General features: G+C 70.2%; 19 protein-coding genes. 8 read left to right on the top strand and 11 right to left on the bottom strand.

Annotated features, from left to right (window positions below):
• Nucleotides 1-32 precede the first annotated feature (32 nt).
• The 3 genes from OG331_RS23585 to OG331_RS23595 all read left to right on the top strand — a co-directional run bounded on the left by OG331_RS23585 (nucleotide 33) and on the right by OG331_RS23595 (nucleotide 1,580).
• The gene (locus OG331_RS23585) at nucleotides 33-185 is read left to right on the top strand and encodes a hypothetical protein (protein WP_406199395.1); all 153 of its coding nucleotides are present in this window, start codon (nucleotides 33-35) and stop codon (nucleotides 183-185) included.
• A 115-nt stretch (nucleotides 186-300) separates the two neighbouring features.
• Nucleotides 301-675, top strand: a complete 375-nt coding sequence (locus tag OG331_RS23590) for a nuclear transport factor 2 family protein (RefSeq protein WP_406199397.1) — start codon at nucleotides 301-303, stop codon at nucleotides 673-675.
• A 44-nt stretch (nucleotides 676-719) separates the two neighbouring features.
• Nucleotides 720-1,580 (top strand): SURF1 family protein, encoded by an 861-nt coding sequence (locus tag OG331_RS23595; protein WP_406199399.1) that lies wholly within the window; start codon nucleotides 720-722, stop codon nucleotides 1,578-1,580.
• A gap of 60 nt (nucleotides 1,581-1,640) precedes the next feature.
• On the opposite strand, the gene OG331_RS23600 is transcribed toward OG331_RS23595, so the two are convergent.
• From OG331_RS23600 to OG331_RS23615, 4 genes are all read right to left on the bottom strand, one after another.
• Nucleotides 1,641-2,780 carry a hypothetical protein gene (locus OG331_RS23600; protein WP_406199402.1) on the bottom strand — a complete coding sequence of 380 codons (1,140 nt, stop codon included), beginning with the start codon at nucleotides 2,778-2,780 and terminating at the stop codon, nucleotides 1,641-1,643.
• Entirely contained in the window at nucleotides 2,777-3,457 is a 681-nt protein-coding gene (locus OG331_RS23605) for a SigE family RNA polymerase sigma factor (RefSeq protein ID WP_328880257.1), read from the bottom strand. The genes OG331_RS23600 and OG331_RS23605 overlap by 4 nt, the downstream gene beginning before the upstream one ends.
• A 444-nt stretch (nucleotides 3,458-3,901) precedes the next feature.
• The gene (locus tag OG331_RS23610) at nucleotides 3,902-4,954 is read right to left on the bottom strand and encodes an aspartate-semialdehyde dehydrogenase (protein ID WP_406199405.1); all 1,053 of its coding nucleotides are present in this window, start codon (nucleotides 4,952-4,954) and stop codon (nucleotides 3,902-3,904) included.
• On the bottom strand, nucleotides 4,951-6,228 hold the full coding sequence (locus OG331_RS23615; protein WP_328880259.1) for an aspartate kinase: 1,278 nt from the start codon (nucleotides 6,226-6,228) through the stop codon (nucleotides 4,951-4,953). Before OG331_RS23615 ends, OG331_RS23610 begins: the two co-directional genes overlap by 4 nt.
• A 278-nt stretch (nucleotides 6,229-6,506) precedes the next feature.
• Between OG331_RS23615 and OG331_RS23620 the strand changes: the two genes are divergently transcribed.
• From OG331_RS23620 to OG331_RS23635, 4 genes are all read left to right on the top strand, one after another.
• Complete coding sequence (locus tag OG331_RS23620; protein ID WP_406199408.1) at nucleotides 6,507-7,298, top strand: tRNA-dependent cyclodipeptide synthase; 792 nt, start codon at nucleotides 6,507-6,509, stop codon at nucleotides 7,296-7,298.
• Nucleotides 7,288-8,481, top strand: a complete 1,194-nt coding sequence (locus OG331_RS23625; protein ID WP_406199410.1) for a cytochrome P450 — start codon at nucleotides 7,288-7,290, stop codon at nucleotides 8,479-8,481. The genes OG331_RS23620 and OG331_RS23625 overlap by 11 nt, the downstream gene beginning before the upstream one ends.
• A 79-nt stretch (nucleotides 8,482-8,560) precedes the next feature.
• Nucleotides 8,561-9,268: a response regulator transcription factor gene (locus tag OG331_RS23630; protein ID WP_406199413.1), complete on the top strand. Its 708-nt coding sequence runs from the start codon at nucleotides 8,561-8,563 to the stop codon at nucleotides 9,266-9,268.
• Nucleotides 9,265-10,641: a sensor histidine kinase gene (locus OG331_RS23635; protein WP_406199416.1), complete on the top strand. Its 1,377-nt coding sequence runs from the start codon at nucleotides 9,265-9,267 to the stop codon at nucleotides 10,639-10,641. Before OG331_RS23630 ends, OG331_RS23635 begins: the two co-directional genes overlap by 4 nt.
• On the opposite strand, the gene OG331_RS23640 is transcribed toward OG331_RS23635, so the two are convergent.
• From OG331_RS23640 to OG331_RS23665, 6 genes are all read right to left on the bottom strand, one after another.
• Nucleotides 10,607-11,110, bottom strand: coding sequence for an SgcJ/EcaC family oxidoreductase (locus OG331_RS23640; protein WP_406199418.1), 504 nt, complete (start codon nucleotides 11,108-11,110; stop codon nucleotides 10,607-10,609). The genes OG331_RS23635 and OG331_RS23640 overlap by 35 nt on opposite strands.
• 119 nt (nucleotides 11,111-11,229) lie before the next feature.
• Complete coding sequence (locus tag OG331_RS23645) at nucleotides 11,230-11,424, bottom strand: hypothetical protein (RefSeq protein ID WP_406199421.1); 195 nt, start codon at nucleotides 11,422-11,424, stop codon at nucleotides 11,230-11,232.
• Between the two features lie 51 nt (nucleotides 11,425-11,475).
• The gene (locus OG331_RS23650; protein ID WP_406199423.1) at nucleotides 11,476-11,724 is read right to left on the bottom strand and encodes an SsgA family sporulation/cell division regulator; all 249 of its coding nucleotides are present in this window, start codon (nucleotides 11,722-11,724) and stop codon (nucleotides 11,476-11,478) included.
• A 53-nt stretch (nucleotides 11,725-11,777) separates the two neighbouring features.
• The gene (locus OG331_RS23655; RefSeq protein WP_406199425.1) at nucleotides 11,778-12,437 is read right to left on the bottom strand and encodes a DUF5063 domain-containing protein; all 660 of its coding nucleotides are present in this window, start codon (nucleotides 12,435-12,437) and stop codon (nucleotides 11,778-11,780) included.
• Nucleotides 12,430-13,029 carry a recombination mediator RecR gene (gene recR / locus OG331_RS23660; RefSeq protein WP_274241543.1) on the bottom strand — a complete coding sequence of 200 codons (600 nt, stop codon included), beginning with the start codon at nucleotides 13,027-13,029 and terminating at the stop codon, nucleotides 12,430-12,432. The genes OG331_RS23655 and recR overlap by 8 nt, the downstream gene beginning before the upstream one ends.
• A gap of 99 nt (nucleotides 13,030-13,128) precedes the next feature.
• Nucleotides 13,129-13,473, bottom strand: a complete 345-nt coding sequence (locus tag OG331_RS23665) for a YbaB/EbfC family nucleoid-associated protein (protein ID WP_328425310.1) — start codon at nucleotides 13,471-13,473, stop codon at nucleotides 13,129-13,131.
• Between the two features lie 285 nt (nucleotides 13,474-13,758).
• Between OG331_RS23665 and OG331_RS23670 the strand changes: the two genes are divergently transcribed.
• Nucleotides 13,759-14,511: an SLATT domain-containing protein gene (locus tag OG331_RS23670; protein ID WP_406199429.1), complete on the top strand. Its 753-nt coding sequence runs from the start codon at nucleotides 13,759-13,761 to the stop codon at nucleotides 14,509-14,511.
• 28 nt (nucleotides 14,512-14,539) lie between these two features.
• On the opposite strand, the gene OG331_RS23675 is transcribed toward OG331_RS23670, so the two are convergent.
• Nucleotides 14,540-16,093 (bottom strand): PstS family phosphate ABC transporter substrate-binding protein, encoded by a 1,554-nt coding sequence (locus OG331_RS23675; RefSeq protein ID WP_406199432.1) that lies wholly within the window; start codon nucleotides 16,091-16,093, stop codon nucleotides 14,540-14,542.
• Between the last annotated feature and the right edge of the window lie 48 nt (nucleotides 16,094-16,141).

The raw sequence follows: 16,141 nt of genomic DNA on the forward strand, positions 1-16,141 counted from the left end.
CACTCCCCGATCCCCCCGGGTGGCACGAGGAGGTGGGGGACGTCACGAGCCGGACGCTGCTGCATCTGCAGTGTCACCTGGGCCTGGACACCCAGCACGACCCCTCGCTGTTCCGCCGGTTCGAGTCCTTCGAGGAGCGCGACGGCTGCTTCCGGTTCCCACGGGCCGGCCGCGGGTTCCGCTGATGCACTCGCTGCGGGCCCGCTGGGACGGACCGGCCTGACCGAAGGGCTATCGCTCGATCACGAGCGTTCGCGCAGGTCAGGGCGATTGTCAGTGGCGGGGTGCAGACTCCGTTCCATGACCGATCTGCGCAGGACAGTCGAGAGGTTCTGGGCCACCGCCGCGGCCCGGGAGTGGGACGCGTTCGCCGAGACGCTCGCCGAAGACGTCGTGTACACGCTGCCGCAGACCCGCGAGCTCATCAGCGGGCGGGAGCGGTATGTGCGGTTCAACCGGGAGTACCCGGGGGACTGGCGGCTGCGCGTCGAGCGCGTCGTCGCCGAGCCGGAACAGGTCGTGACCTGGGTCCACTTCACGGTGGGGCTGGAGGAGATGTACGGCATCTCGTTCTTCACGGGGGACGGGAGCGGTCGCATATCCACGGTCACGGACTTCTGGCCGGAGCCGTACGAGCCGCCGGCGGGCCGGGAGCACCTCGTCGAGCGGTACTGACCCCGCGGCCCGGCCCTATGCCGGAGCCCCGTACCTTTGAGGGCGTGTACCGGTTTCTGCTGACGCCCCGTTGGTGGGGGATCAACGTCTTCGTGCTGCTCGCCATCCCCTTCTGCGTGTTCATGGGGTCCTGGCAGCTGAGCCGGTTCGAGGCGCGGGTCGAGGACCACCGCAGCGCCGGTGAGCAGGCCGCGGAGAACAAGCAGGAGGCGGCCCGTCCGCTCGCCGAGCTGCTGCCCGTGGACAAGGCGACGGTGGGCAAGCAGGCCATCGCGAGCGGCCGGTACGGCAAGCAGCTGCTCGTGCCCGACCGCGAGCTGGACGGCAAGCAGGGCTATTACGTCCTGACGCTGCTGCACACCGACGACGGCAGGACCCTGCCGGTGGTACGGGGCTGGCGGCCGGGCGACGCCGATCGTGCCGCGATCCCCGCAGCACCGTCCGGCGAGGTCACGGTCACCGGCGCGCTCCAGGCGTCCGAGGTGCCGGGCGAGAACGGCGTGCCGGCGCAGGGTGGCCTGCCGTCCGGCCAGACCGGGGCGATCAGCGCGGCGTCGCTGGTGAACCTGGTGCCGGACGAGGTCTACGACGCCTGGGTCACCCTCAACAAGGCCGACTCCGGTATGAAGCCGGTCCCGGTGGCCTCCCCCAACGACACCGGGCTCGACCTGAAGGCGTTCCAGAACCTCGGCTACACCGGCGAGTGGTTCGTCTTCGCGGGCTTCGTGGTCTTCATGTGGTTCCGTCTGCTGCGCCGCGAGGCGGAGTTCGCACGGGACGCGGAACTGGGCCTGCTCCCGGACGGCGAGACCGACGGGGACGAGCAGACCGCCGTGGACGAAGGGAACCGGGCCGGTGCCGGGGAGCCGAACGAGGGCCCGGCGCAGGAGAAGGCGAACGCCTAGGCGCACGACGGGCGCGACTACGCCTGGCCGGCCGGGGACAGCGGCGCTGCCGCCCGTGCCCTACGCACCCGGCAGCAGGCCCGTCCAGTACACCGTGCCCGCGCAGGCGTTGGACACCGTGACCGTGGCACTAGGGGCTCCGGCCTCCGGGGTGTTGGTGACCGCCACGCTGCCGTCGGCCGTCGTGTCCTCCGTCAGCAGCTGCGTGGAGGTGCCGGTGTCGCCGCCCGTGGACGTGCCCTCGGTCGTACCGGGGGGGTCCTCGGTGGGGGTCGGGTCCGGCGAGGGGTCGGGACCGCCCGAGCCACCGCCGTTGTTGTCGCCCGTCGTGGGGCAGGTCGCCGAGGGGAGCCAGGCGAACTTGACCTCGTAGGAGGCGCCCGCCTTGAGGACGAGGGAGGCGTACTCCGTCGACGGGTCGGGCAGGCCGACCGCGGCGTCACCGGCGATGTGCCGGGCCGAGGTGACCTTCGTCGGGTCCGCGGCTCCCTGCGGAACCACACCGACCGTGCCGGGGCCGCTCACCGTGCACTCGGTGCCCGAGACGTTGCTGAAGCGGAAGGTGCCGTACACCGTGCCGGACGAGTCGGGCAGGTCGGCCGAGGCACCGGACGCGCCGAGCTGGTCCGGGGTGCACACGGCTATGCCGGCCGTGCTGGTCGCCAAGGGGTCGTCGGGCCTTCCGGGGCCCGTGCCGGGACCGGTGCCGGTGCCCTTGTCGTCTTCCTTCTCGCCGCCCTGGCCCTTGTCCTCGTCGGAGCTGCCCGAGGTGCCGCCGGAGGTGCCCGCGCCGCCCTCCGTCTGCTTGCCCTCCCCGGCTCCGCCCTGCGCCTGCTCGCCGTGGCCGGCGACGGACGGGTTGACGTCGGAGCCGGTGGAGTTGGAGACGTGCAGCAGAGCCGGGACGGCGGTGCCGATGAAGAGCACCGCGGCCGCCGCGCCGACGAGCGCCTGCCGCTTGCGCGCCCGCCGTGCGGGGACCGCCCGCCGCAGATGGTCCAGCGTGCCGTCGCGCGGTTCGATCTCGTCGACCGCGGTGTGCAGCATGCGGCGCAGTGCCAGCTCGTCCGAGTCGAACCCCTCGGGGCTCTGGTCGTCGGGGCCGTGGTTCACAGTTCCGTTCCCAGCGTGCGATTGCTTCGGCTGTTGCTTGTCCGGCCACCCTGCCGGGTCACGCCGGCCGTCATGGTCCTCGCTCATGCCGGCGCCTCCATCGCGACCCGCAGCGCAGCGATGCCGCGCGAGCCGTACGCCTTCACCGAGCCCAGGGAGATGCCGAGCGTATCGGCGACCTGGGCCTCGGTCATGTCCGCGAAGTACCGCAGGACCAGCACCTCGCGCTGCCTGCGCTGCAGGCCCTTCATCGCCTTGATGAGGGAGTCGCGTTCGAGCTGGTCGTACGCCCCCTCCTCAGCGCTCGCCATGTCGGGCATCGGCTTGGACAGCAGCTTCAGGCCGAGTATGCGGCGGCGCAGGGCGGAGCGGGAGAGGTTCACGACGGTCTGGCGCAGATACGCCAGCGTCTTCTCCGGGTCACGCACCCGCTTGCGCGCGGAGTGGACGCGGATGAACGCCTCCTGGACGACGTCCTCGCAGGAGGCGGTGTCGTCGAGGAGGAGCGCCGCGAGACCGAGCAGCGAGCGGTAGTGCGCCCGGTAGGTCTCGGTGAGATGGTCGACGGTCGTACCGGCCGCCGCGCTGTTCTCGGCGAGCTCGGCGCCGTCGCGCTGACCTGGGATGCGGGTGGGCCGCGCTGCGGGCATGGGCGCGATCACCGGCATGCCGCCGGGCGTGCCCATGCGGGGTCGGACGGGACGGCGGGGCGGCCGTAGGGCCGTACCGCGGGTCGCCGCGCTGAAGTCGAGAACCTCTGCCACGCCAGTTGGACACGCGTCCCCCCGAGAGGGTTGTACGTGCCGGACGTCACTTTTGCGTCAGTCCCCGCATGAGGCCCTCCGCCCACGGCAGCCGAGCCTCCGGACCCCGCGGCCGACCGTCTCGTGCCAGGCAGCACAACTGACCGTGCGTCAAACGCCCACATGCCTACCCGCTCTTCCCTTATGTCTATATATGAGCGGGCGTCCCCACGCCTGCTCATTGGCGTCCCCACGCCAGAAAAAAACGCGTCTCCACACCCCATAAGGGCGACCGCAAAGACGCTCCCCGCCCTGCAAGCGGTTGCAAGAGCGGGGAGGAAAATCTTCAGCTGCCGCCGGGGCCCGGTTCAAGTGGTCCGGACCATCGATCAGCTCACACTTTTCACACAGATCCTACAAACGAATCGGCCCAGGCCAAGGGGTTTTCCGGTGCCACCGGGGGCCTCACGAAAACTCCGCCGCCACGAGCTCCGCGATCTGCGCGGTGTTGAGGGCCGCGCCCTTGCGCAGATTGTCTCCGCAGACGAAGAGTTCGAGCGCCGTCGGATCGTCGAGCGCGCGCCGCACCCGGCCGACCCAGGTCGGATCCGTGCCGACCACGTCGACGGGTGTCGGGAACTCGCCGGCATCCGGATCGTCGTACAGCACGACCCCCGGTGCCGTCGCCAGGATCTCGCGCGCCTTGGCGACCGTGACCTCGCCCTCGAAGCGGGCGTGCAGGGTCAGCGAGTGCCCGGTCAGCACCGGCACCCGCACACAGGTCACCGCGACCGGCAGCTGCGGCAGCCCGAGGATCTTGCGGGACTCGTCCCGCACCTTCATCTCCTCCGACGACCAGCCGTCCTCGCGCAGCGACCCGGCCCACGGCACGACGTTCAGCGCGACCGGCTCCGGGAACGGCCCGGTGTTGTCGCCGACGGCCCGCCGTACGTCACCGGGTGCGGTCCCCAGTTCCGTACCGGCGACCAGGGACAGCTGCTGCCTGAGCGTCTCCACACCGGCGCGCCCCGCCCCGCTCACCGCCTGGTACGAGGACACCACCAGGGAGCGCAGCCCGAACTCCGCGTGCAGCGCGCCCAGCGCCACGATCATGGAGAGGGTCGTGCAGTTGGGGTTGGCGACGATCCCGCGCGGCCGCATCCGGACCGCGTGCGGATTGACCTCGGGGACGACGAGGGGCACCTCCCGGTCCATGCGGAAGGCGCCCGAGTTGTCCACCACCACCGCGCCCTTGGCGGCGGCGAACGGCGCCCATCGGGCGGCCACCTCGTCGGGTACGTCGAACATCGCGACGTCGACCCCGGCGAAGGCCTCCTCGGTGAGCGCCACCACCTCGACCTCCTCGCCGCGCACGGCCAGCTTGCGGCCGGCCGAGCGCGGCGAGGCGATCAGACGGATCTCACCCCAGATGTCCGCACGCTGGGACAGGATCTGGAGCATGACCGAGCCCACGGCCCCGGTCGCTCCCACGACCGCGAGCGTCGGTCGTCGGGTCATCGCCCGGTGCCCCCGTAGACCACGGCCTCGTCGCTGTCCGAGTCGAGCCCGAAGGCCGAGTGCACGGCACGCACGGCCTCGTTGACGTCGTCGGCGCGGGTGACCACCGAGATACGGATCTCCGAGGTGGAGATCAGCTCGATGTTCACGCCGGCGTCGGACAGCGCCTTGAAGAAGTCGGCCGTGACACCGGGGTTGGTCTTCATGCCGGCGCCGACGAGGGAGATCTTGCCGATCTGGTCGTCGTAGCGCAGCGAGTCGAAGCCGATGCCGTGCTTGTTCTTCTCCAGGGCGTCGATGGCCTTGCGGCCCTCGGCCTTGGGGAGCGTGAAGGAGATGTCCGTCAGGCCCGTGGAGGCGGCGGACACGTTCTGCACGATCATGTCGATGTTGATCTCGGCGTCCGAGATCGTCCGGAAGATCGCGGCGGCCTCGCCCGGCTTGTCCGGCACACCGACGACCGTGACCTTGGCCTCGGAGGTGTCGTGCGCGACACCGGAGATGATGGCCTGCTCCACCTGCTTGTCCCCTTGCTCGATCGGCTCGCTGCTGACCCATGTGCCCTGAAGTCCGCTGAAGCTGGACCGGACGTGGATCGGGATGTTGTACCGGCGGGCGTACTCCACACAGCGGTGGAGCAGCACCTTCGAGCCGGACGCAGCCAGCTCCAGCATGTCCTCGAAGGAGATCCAGTCGATCTTCTTCGCCTTCTTGACCACGCGCGGGTCGGCGGTGAACACGCCGTCGACGTCGGTGTAGATCTCACACACCTCGGCGTCGAGCGCGGCTGCCAGCGCGACCGCGGTGGTGTCCGACCCGCCACGCCCCAGCGTGGTGATGTCCTTCTTGTCCTGGCTCACGCCCTGGAAACCGGCGACGATGGCGATGTTGCCCTCGTCCACCGAGGTGCGGATCCGGCCCGGTGTCACATCGATGATCCGGGCTTTGTTGTGGACCGAGTCGGTGATGACACCTGCCTGGCTGCCGGTGAACGACTGGGCCGAGTGGCCCAGGTTTTTGATCGCCATGGCCAGCAGGGCCATGGAGATCCGCTCTCCCGCGGTCAGCAGCATGTCGAGCTCGCGCCCGGCAGGGATCGGGGATACCTGCTCGGCGAGATCGATCAGCTCGTCCGTCGTGTCGCCCATCGCGGAAACCACGGCGACCACCTGGTGGCCGTTCTTCTTGGCTTCCACGATCCGCTTGGCGACGCGCTTGATGCCCTCGGCATCGGCTACGGAGGAGCCTCCGTACTTCTGCACGACAAGGCCCACGTGCGCTCCTCGCTCAGTCCGTGTGTGTCGGCTCAGTCTATCGAGCGTCCGAAAACGACCTTGGGGTTCCCAGATGGTGAGATTCGGACGCTCCGGGATGGTGTCTGCCCGGCCGCGGGCAGGGCACTCCGGAAAGTGGGGCAGGTCACTACCGGCGGGCTATCGGCGTCAAGAGGGCATTGACGCTCTCCGTAGTCGAACGCTAACTTCGCGTCGTCGTCGCCACACCAGGAGCACACGGCTCCATCGGGACTTGCGACGCGAAGGACCCTCCTCCTTTGACGACTGCGACCGCTTCAGAGATCCAGCACGTCACTCCAGCCGCCTCGGCACCCGCCACGGATCACCCGGAAACGGATTCCCCGGCCGGCCTTTTCAAGATCGAACCCTTCACACCCCACTGCGAAGTCATCCGCACCGCCGGTGACCACGCCGTCATCGGCGTCTCCCCCGGCAACAGCTATTTCTCCGCCGCCCGCGTCCACGACCTGGCCCGCTGGGGCCTCGCGCTCTTCGAGCGGGTGGACTTCGTCTACACCGACCTGTACGTGGCCGAGATGTACGCCGCGTCCGGCTATCCGCCCGAGGACGCCCGCCGCAAGGCGGTGAAGAACCTGCGCGGCGTGCGGGCCAAGGTCCTGGGCGCCGTCCAGGCCGTCGACCCCGGCGGCACCCGCCTGTACGCCCACGCCATGTCCGACTTCCGCGGCAACACGGCGTACCGCGAGATCCACGACCGGCTCCGAACCCGCCTCGCCACCGACGACGAGTTCCGCACGACCTGCGAGAAGCTCATCGACACCTTCCTGGCCGGCAGGGCGGGACGCGCGAGCGACGCCCAGCGCGAGGTCTGCCTGGCCTACGTCTGCGCCGAGGCCCCCCTCTTCCTGGACACCCCGGCCATCCTCGGCGTCCCCTCCTCCCTGAACTGCTACCACCAGCTCCTGCCGATGGCCGAGCTGCTCTACTCCCGCGGCGCCGGCCTGCGCGCCTCCCGCAACCAGGGGCACGCCATCGTGACGCCCGCCGCGGGAACCGACCCGGAGGAGACCGGCACCGATGTCCGCTGAAACACTCACCGCGATCGACTTCCCGTTCTCCTGGCGCGGCGACCAACTCCCGTCCGAGGTGGAGGAGTTGCGCACCGGCACGCCCGTGCGGCGCGTCCGCACCATCGCCGGCGACGAGGCCTGGCTCGTGTCGTCGTACGAACTCTGCAGGCAGGTACTCGAAGACCCGCGGTTCAGCCTGAAGGACACCTCCGCCCCCGGCGTGCCCCGCCAGTACGCGCTGACGATCCCGCCCGAGGTCGTCAACAACATGGGGAACATCACCGGGGCCGGGCTGCGCAAGGCCGTACTGAAGGCGCTCAACCCGAAGAGCCCCGGCCTCGCCGAGTGGCTGCGGTCCTACGCCGCCGAGCTCGTCGACGGGCTGGTCCGCGAGGGCGCCCCGGCGGATCTGCGCGGCGGCTTCGCCGACCCGTACTCGGCGGGCATGCACTGCCGCATCCTCGGCATCCCGCAGCAGGACGCGCCCCGCCTGATGCGCAGTCTGGACATCGCGTTCATGAACTCGGCCTGCCCGGTGGCGGGGGCCCGGCTGAACTGGGACCGGGACATCACGTACATGACCGAGCGGCTCGACGACCCGGCGACGACGGGTCTGATGGCCGAGCTCGCCGCCCTGCGCGCGGACCCCGAATACGGCCACCTCACCGACGAGATGCTCGCGACGGTCGGGGTGACGATGTTCGGCGCGGGCGTCATCTCCACCGCGGGCTTCCTGACCATGGCGCTGGTGTCGCTGATCCAGCACCCGGAGCTCCAGGCCGAGCTGATCGCGCACCCCGACAGGATCCCCGCGGCCGTGGACGAGCTCCTGCGCATCAACCTGTCCATCGGCGACGGCCTGCCGAGGCTCGCGACCGAGGACGTACAGCTGGGGGATGTGCAGGTGAAGGCGGGCGAGCTGATCCTCGTCCTCGTCGAGGGCGCCAACTTCGACCCGGCCGCCTTCCCCGATCCGTACACCGTCGACCTCGCCCGCGAGAACAGCACCGCGCACCTCTCGTTCGGCGGCGGCCGGCACTACTGCCCCGCCACCGCCCTCGGCCGCAGACATGCCGAGATCGCACTGGAGACCCTGCTGGAGCGGATACCGGACCTGCGCCTGGCGGTGCCCATCGAGCAGCTGGTGTGGCGGACCGGCTTCATGAAGCGGATTCCGGAGCGGCTGCCGATCATGTGGTAACCGCGTTTTGCCCACATATCGCCTGTTCACAGGCTCGGCGGCCGGACGTCTTTAAAGTTCAACCACTATGGTTCGCCCTGTGCGCGTACTTCTGGTGGAAGACGACGAACCGGTCGCCGAGTCGCTCCGGCGAGGACTCCTGCGGTACGGCTTCGAGGTTGCCTGGGTTACCACGGGCAGCGCGGCGCTGAGTCACGACGACCGCTACGACGTCGTACTCCTCGATCTCGGCCTCCCCGACACCGACGGACTCGACGTCTGCAAGGCCCTGCGCCGACGCGGCGACGTGCCCATCATCGTGATCAGCGCGCGCAGCGACGAGACGGACCGGGTGGTCGGGCTGGAGCTCGGCGCGGACGACTACGTCTCCAAGCCCTTCGGGGTCCGCGAGGTCATCGCACGGATAAGGGCGGTGATGCGGCGCGCCCGGCCCCGTACGTCCGCCGAGACCGGTCCGGACCACTACGGGCCCCGCCTGACCATCGACCGCAAGGCCGCGCGCGTCCGCCTGGACGGCACGGAGGTGGCCCTCGCGCCCAAGGAGTACGACCTGCTGGCCTTCCTCACCGAGGAGCCCGGGGCGCTGATGTCGCGCGAGCAGATCATGGAGGCGGTCTGGGACGCGAACTGGTTCGGCCCGACGAAGACGCTGGACGTGCATGTGGCGGCGCTGCGGCGGAAGCTGGCGGGGGCGATCACGATCGAGGCGGTGCGGGGGGTCGGGTTCCGGCTGGAGATCGTCAAGGGTGACGGGGGCGGGAGCGGCGGGGGCGACGGCACGTCATGATCCGTCAGCTCGTCCGCAGTTACGTCCTGCTCGTCGCGGTCGCCATCGCCCTGTTCACCGTGCCGGTGGCCTTCACGCTCACCGACCAGCTCCGGGACGACACCAAGGCGTCCGTCCTGCGCGAGGCCGACGCCATGGCCCTGCTGCTCGGCAACGACGAGAGCGCGGCGTGCGAGGCCCTGGAGGAGGTGGCCAACGCCTACGAGGACGAGATCCAGGTGACCCCAACCGCGGGCTGCGCCGCCGACCTGCCGCGGCCCACGGCGGACGCGGCACTGACCAGGGCCCTGCGATCGGGCGAGTCCTCGGTCGACTGGGGCTCCGACTTCATCTGGGGTGACCACCTGGTCGTCACCGTCCCCGCGCACGAGGGGGCCACGGCCGGCGACAACGACAAGGGCCCGGTCGTCGGCGCCGTACGCATCAAGTACTCGACCGGCGAGATGACCAGCCGCCTGTGGCAGATCTGGGGCTTTCGCGCGATCCTCGCCGTGCTCGTCCTGGGCGTGGCCGCCGTGATCGGCGTCGTGGTGGCCCGCCGCCTCACCCGTCCGCTGCGCCAACTCAACGACATGGCGAGCAAGTTCAGCGACGGCGATCTCACGGCCCGCTCGCCCGTCACCGGCCCGCAGGAGACACAGACGCTGGCCCGCACCCTCAATCAGGGCGCGGAACGCCTGGACACCCTGATCGCCTCGCAGGGCATCTTCGTCGCGGACGCCTCGCATCAACTCAGGACCCCTCTCACGGCGTTGCGGCTGTCGCTGGACAACATCGCGGACGGTGTGGACGACGAGTTCGTCAAGGAGGACGTGGAGCAGGCGACCGCGGAGGTCGTCCGGATGAGCCGCCTGGTGAACGGCCTGCTGGTCCTGGCGCGGGCGGAGGCGAAGGTCACCGCGGCGGAGCCGCTGGCCCTGTGGGACATCGTGCAGGAGAGGCTGGCGGTGTGGAGGCCGGCCGCCGACGAGCGCGGAGTCACCATCGCGCTCAGGGGGAGTGCCGACGGCCGGCTGCTTGTGCTGACCAGCCCCGGTCACATGGAACAGGTGCTGGACAACGTGCTCTCGAACGCCCTGGAGGTGTCACCGGACGGCGGCACGATCACGGTCCGGGTGGAGCCGCGGGGCGACGAGGTGGTGCTGTCGGTGGACGACGAAGGCCCCGGCATGCCGGACACCGACAAGTCCCGTGCCTTCGACCGCTTCTGGCGTGGCAAGGGCCTGACCGGGCGCACGGGCTCGGGGCTCGGCCTCTCCGTCGTCAAGCAACTGGTGACCGACGACGGCGGGACGGTGGCCCTGGGCGACGCCCCCGGGAGCGGGCTGTCCGTACGGATCAGCCTTCGGGCATCTTCGAGGAGTGGTGGTTGACGATGAGCCACTCACCGCCGCGCTTCTCGTACGCGTACGTGTAGCGGGCCTTGACGACGCTCTTCTCCCCTGTCTCGGGGTCGGTGAGCGTGAACTGGTAGGTGCCGGCGTCGATCACGGAGTTGTTGTCGAGGACGTTGATGTGCGTCTCGATCTTCTTGCCGACGGGCTTGTTGGCGAGGAAGTGCTCGAAGTAGTCGACTATCGCGGCATGGTCGGCGCGGACCTGGTTGGACACGGTGGGCAGCAGGACCGCGTCGCTCGCATACAGGTCCGCGACCTTCTCCGGGTCGCCGGTCTGCAGCGTCCTGTTCCACTGGTCGAACAGGCCGGCCACCTGCTCCTTGCTGGGCTTCCCGTCGCCCCATCCGGGCCCGGCGACCGCGGCACCGGCGGTGACGGTGCCTACGGCTGCAACTGCGGTGGCGGTGACAAGGGCTACGCGCTTGCTGATGGAACGACGAGTCATCGCATCTCCAGGGTCTGGTGGAAGTGACCCCAGACTCGCCCGGCACCGGTTAGGGCCCGTGCAGCGCACGTACAGGCCCGGGACAACAGCTCTCCAATTCACGTTGCGCGCCCGCCCGTTCACACAGCGGCAGCCTTGCTGCGACCGCGCCCGCGCGCCAACTCGACCCCGGCGCCGAGCGATACGACCCCCATGCCGACGGCGGTCATGACGCCCTGCGTGCCGTCGACGACGAAGGGGGCGGCCGCCGCGACGACGGCGTTGAAGAGGAAGAGGAACCACAGGACGGGGCGGGAGGAGAGCAGGGTCTTCACGACGGTTTCCTTCGGGGCGGGGCCGGTTCGACGGCCGTTGACCTGGTGCGATCAACGATCCCGCGTGCCGAGGTCCGCCACGAGGGAGTGCACTGCCGAAGGGGAGGTGTAGCGGGCTACACCCCGTCCTGGAGTCCGCGGCCGGACCCGCACACTGCCGAACCCGGCGGGCGCGCGCAGCCCTTCGCGCAGCAGCACGCGGGCGAACGTCCAGGTCGTGACCTCGCTGTCCGGGGGCGGGCACGTCGGCCGGGGCGGCCGTTGCGCGTGCCTGTGAGACCTCCCGAGGGCCCGACGCATTACGCCGGTTCAGAAGCCGTGTTCTGCAACTCGCGTCACACCCGCCGGAGCACCTACTTCGCCGGGCGCAGCCCCAGCGGCTCCACGATCTCCTGCTCCATCACCTTGCCGGCCTCGAACTCCAGGGTCTCGTCGCCCACGCCCTGGTCGGTGTCCAGGCCGTCCAGCTCCGCCAGCGGCTGGTCCAGGCGGACGTGGGCGAGGACCGAGTGCAGGGCGCGCAGGGTCGCCGACGCCGTCGAGCCCCAGTTGGAGAAGTAGGAGAACTGCCACCACCACAGGGCCTCGGTGGTGCGGCCGGCGCGGTAGTGGGCCATGCCGTGGCGCAGGTCGGTGATGACGTCGGCCAGGTCGTCGGAGATCCGGGCCGGAACCGGGGCCCTGCGCGGCTCGTAGGGGTCGAAGACCTCCGAGTAGACGTCCACCGGGTCCAGCAGGAGGGCGAGGTTCTCGCGGAGTTCGTCGACGTCGGGCTCCGGGCCCAGGTCGGGCTCGTAGCGCTCCTCGGGGACGATGTCCTCGTGCGCGCCCAGCCGGCCGCCGGCCAGGAGGAGTTGGGAGACCTCCAGGAGCAGGAAGGGCACGGTCGAGCCCGGCTCGTCGCCCTTCGCCACTTCCGTGACGGCGACCAGGAAGCTCTCGATCTGGTCCGAGATCTGGACCGCGAAGTCGTCCGGGTTCTGCTCGGTCGCGTGCAGCGTGGCGTCAGACATCTAGGAGTCGTCTCCCCTCGAAGGCGCGGCCGAGGGTGACCTCGTCCGCGTATTCCAGGTCGCCACCCACCGGGAGGCCGCTGGCCAGGCGGGTGACCTTCAGGCCCATGGGCTTGATCATGCGGGCGAGGTACGTGGCCGTGGCCTCGCCTTCCAGATTCGGGTCCGTGGCCAGGATCAGCTCCGTGACCGTCCCGTCGGCCAACCTCGCGAGAAGTTCTCGTATACGCAGGTCGTCCGGGCCGACACCCTCGATCGGACTGATCGCGCCGCCGAGGACGTGGTAACGGCCGCGGAACTCGCGGGTCCGCTCGATCGCCACGACGTCCTTCGGCTCCTCGACCACGCAGATCACCGCCGGGTCGCGGCGCGTGTCCCGGCAGATGTTGCACAGCTCTTCCTGCGCGATGTTCCCGCACGTCGCGCAGAAGCGGACCTTCGCCTTGACCTCCATCAGGGCCTGCGCGAGGCGCCGTACGTCCGTCGGTTCCGCCTGCAGGATGTGGAAGGCGATCCGCTGCGCGCTCTTGGGACCGACGCCGGGCAGCCGCCCCAGTTCGTCGATGAGGTCCTGGACCACGCCTTCGTACAACGGACTGCCGTCCTTCCTGGGTCCTGCGGGTTCCTTACGGTACGTACGGTAGTTGGCGCCGGGCCGTCTTAGAAAGACAAGCCGGACAACACCGCGGCGTCAGAAGGGCAGGCCCGGGATGCCGCTGCCGCCGCCCAGGCCCTGGGCCAGCGGGCCCAGCTTCTGCTGCTGGAGCGCCTGCGCGTTCTCGTTGGCCGCCTGTACAGCCGCGATGACCAGGTCGGCGAGGGTCTCGGTGTCCTCCGGGTCCACCGCCTTCGGGTCGATCTTGAGCGCCCGAAGTTCGCCGGAACCCGTCACCGTGGCCTTCACCAGGCCGCCGCCCGCCTGGCCCTCGACCTCCGTCTGCGCCAGTTCCTCCTGCGCCCTCGCCAGGTCCTGCTGCATCTTCTGGGCCTGCTGGAGCAGCTGCTGCATGTTGGGCTGGCCACCACCGGGGATCACGATCAGCTCCTTGCCTCTGTACGGCTTTCCCGTTCAGCACGAGCCTACGTGGTCCGGGCAGCCGTCGCCCCGGCACTCTTTCGAGTGAGAGGAACTGGAGTCCTATACCTGATCAAGACCCCCTTCCGGGCGGAAAAGAGGCGAAAGGCATCTCTTCGCCACCCATTGGGCGGTAGGAAGGGTCCGGCGCGTCAGCTTCAGGTGTTGCGTGACGTTCCGTGCGGCGCGGTGGTCGTACCCGGGTCGTACGTGCGGTCACACACCGTGATCAGTAGGGAGTGCCGGGTGGGTCAGCCGGAGATGCAGCCCGACAGGTCGCCACAGGACGGGCGGGGCGGCGAAGGGGCGGCCGGACTGCGGCCGGGCGATCTGACGGGTCGGGCCTTTCCGCTCGGGGACTGGGGAGAGCCGGCGGTGCGGCTGGACGAGCTGTACCGGTGGGTGGAGCGGGGGGCGCTGAACACGGCCGCGTGGTATCTGGCGGACCGGGTGTGGAAGCGGCGGGGGGCGCGGGCGTTGCGGGGCGGGGCGGCGTTCGGGGCGGTCGTCGGGGCCGCGTTGCCGTTGCTGGATCTGACGGGGGCGGCGAGCGGGGCGGCTCCCTGGGGATACCTGGCGCTGCTGCTTGCGGTGGCGTGCGTCGCGGCCGACCGGTTCTTCGGATTGACGTCCGGGTGGATAAGGGACGTCGCCACGGCCCAGGCGGTGCAGCGGCGGCTGCAGGCGCTGCAGTTCGACTGGGCGACGGAGAGCGTGCGGGAGGTTCTGGGGCCGGCCGAGGGGACGGCGGGTGAGGCTGCCGAGCGGTGCCTGGGGGTGCTGCGGCGGTTCTGCGAGGACGTGACGGACCTGGTCCGTGCGGAGACGTCCGACTGGATGGTGGAGTTCCGGACGGGGTCCGCGCCGCTGGGTATCCAGTCCGCGCTGGCCGGCGGCACCCGCCACGACACGGGCACGGCCTTGGGCCGCTTCCCCGCCTCCCCGGCGAACGGCACCCGCCCCAACATGCCGCGCCAACGTCCTCCGGAGATCCGGTGACTCTCCCTCGCCCCCTGGACCGGCGAAGTCACTCGCAAAGGGGCATCGCCTGGCGGCACGGCAGATGCCCCTTGTCGCGGATCGCCTGCCGGCTCGTCTCCTCGTCGAGGTGGGCGAGGAAGCCGGCGGCGAGGGTCCCGTTGCGCGGGGTGCCGTAGGTGTAGGCGTACTCGACGTCGCGATACGGATAGGTGCTGCCGTTGGTCTCGATCTCGTCGATGTCGGCCTGTTTGCCGTCCAGCGGGACCCTGGCCACGCCGTCCTTCTCGGCGGCCTCGGCGAGGGCGAGTTCGCTGTAGCCGATGGCGCCTCGCGTTGCCGCGACCTTCTTCAGCACATCGCCGGTGGAGGCGAGTTCGCAGCGCACGACGACCGAGGGGTTCTCCCGGCAGTCCAGGGAAGTACTCGGCGCACTCTCCCACCGCCCGTCCAGCACCCGCTCCTGGAAGATCTGCCGGGTCCCGGAGTTGTCCCCCCGGCTGACGAGGACGATGGGCAGGTCGGCGAGGTCGCGGTACGTCGTCTCCCGCTCCGCCTCGGACATCAGCTGTCCCCAGCGGGTGTACGTCCCCGCATACAGCTCCCGCACCTGCCGCACCGACAACCCCGCCGCCGCGAACGTGTTCCCTTCGCCTGCGACCAGCGTGTAGGCCGACAGCGCGATCTTCTTCCCCCGCAGCCCCAGCCGCTCCCCCGACGGCCCGTCCGAGAAGGCGATCACAGAACGGGCGCTGTCCTTCGACCGGCCCGCCAGCGCGTCGAGTTCGACGACACCGAGCTCGCTGCCGCGCGCCTCGACCGTGATGTCGGCACCCTGGCACTTGCCCTCGTAGTCCTTCGCGAGCGTCTCGATCACGGGCGCGAACGCGGTCGAGCCGGTCACCGTCAGCCCACCCCGCGCGCACTCGATCGGATTGCCGTCCCGGAAGACGACGATCCCGGCGAGCACCAGCACGGACGCCGTGAGCAGGGCGGTGAACACCCGCGCCGGAAGGCTGAAGACGTTCTCCTTCTCGTCCGGGGTGGCACTGCGGTTGGGGTGCACCTCGCCTTCCCGGATCCCGCCGTACAGCCGTATCTCGCGCCCCACGTCACCGCCGGAGAGCAGCACGAGCAGCTTGAAGTAGTCGCCGCGATTGAGCGGCACCCGCGGGATGCGCAGCCGGTTGCCGTCGTAGCCGAAGCCGCGGTCGGCGCTGAAGTGGTCCATGATGTGGTCGATGTCGGTCGGCTGCGTGACCGAGACACCGCGAATGGTGCGGTCGGTGAACACCGCGGTCAGCCCGTGCCGTTCGGGGCTCGTGTAGTCGTCGCGGTCGATGCTCTGCGAGCCGTCGTTCTCTATGCGCAGCAGGACCAGCGTGGCGTCGACCATGCCCGGCGCCTCGTCGAACAGGCCCAGGCGCCGGTTCTCCCGGCCCGAGCGCACGTCGTCGCCGATCGCGTTGTCCATCTGGACGCGATAGCCGATCCGCTTGCGGCGCGGCACCCGGCGCTCGTACCAGACCATGACACCGGACGCGACGACGCCGATGACCGCCGTCCCGATGGCCACGACGTTTTCTGCGCTCAGCCACTCCATGTGGGTGCCCCCGCTACTCCCCGGAGTCGGATGGTGGGGTCACCGTAC

The sequence above is a fragment of the Streptomyces sp. NBC_01017 genome (assembly GCF_045162795.1).
Classification (GTDB): Bacteria; Actinomycetota; Actinomycetes; order Streptomycetales; family Streptomycetaceae; genus Streptomyces; species Streptomyces machairae.